The organism is Sphingomonas sp. AC449, from assembly GCF_979253475.1.
The window spans coordinates 1-233 of record NZ_CEEDCZ010000110.1 but is presented as its reverse complement, the minus strand read 5'-3'; the positions used below and the strand labels follow the sequence as shown (position 1 = coordinate 233).

The window sequence follows — 233 nt, the reverse complement described above, 5'->3', positions numbered from 1 at the left end:
GCCGAGCGTCATGAGCTCGAGCGCGGGATTGCGCGCCTCGGCGACCCGCAAACGCGCGGCCTGCCATTCCCAGTCGTCATCACTGAGCATTTCAGAGCGTTTGGCAGCGAAGTTCCAGCGCGACGCCATCGCTTCGCCGAGGACATAGTCGAGTTTGGGTGCGACGTCGGGCAGTACCGCATAGCCGCGGTTGAGCATGATCCGGATCTTGGGGAACCGCGTGCGTACCGCGC

General features: G+C 64.8%; 1 pseudogene. It reads right to left on the bottom strand.

What is annotated here, in order from left to right:
- Window positions 1–233, bottom strand: a pseudogene (locus tag AC0CH3_RS18020) (endo alpha-1,4 polygalactosaminidase); the annotation flags it as partial.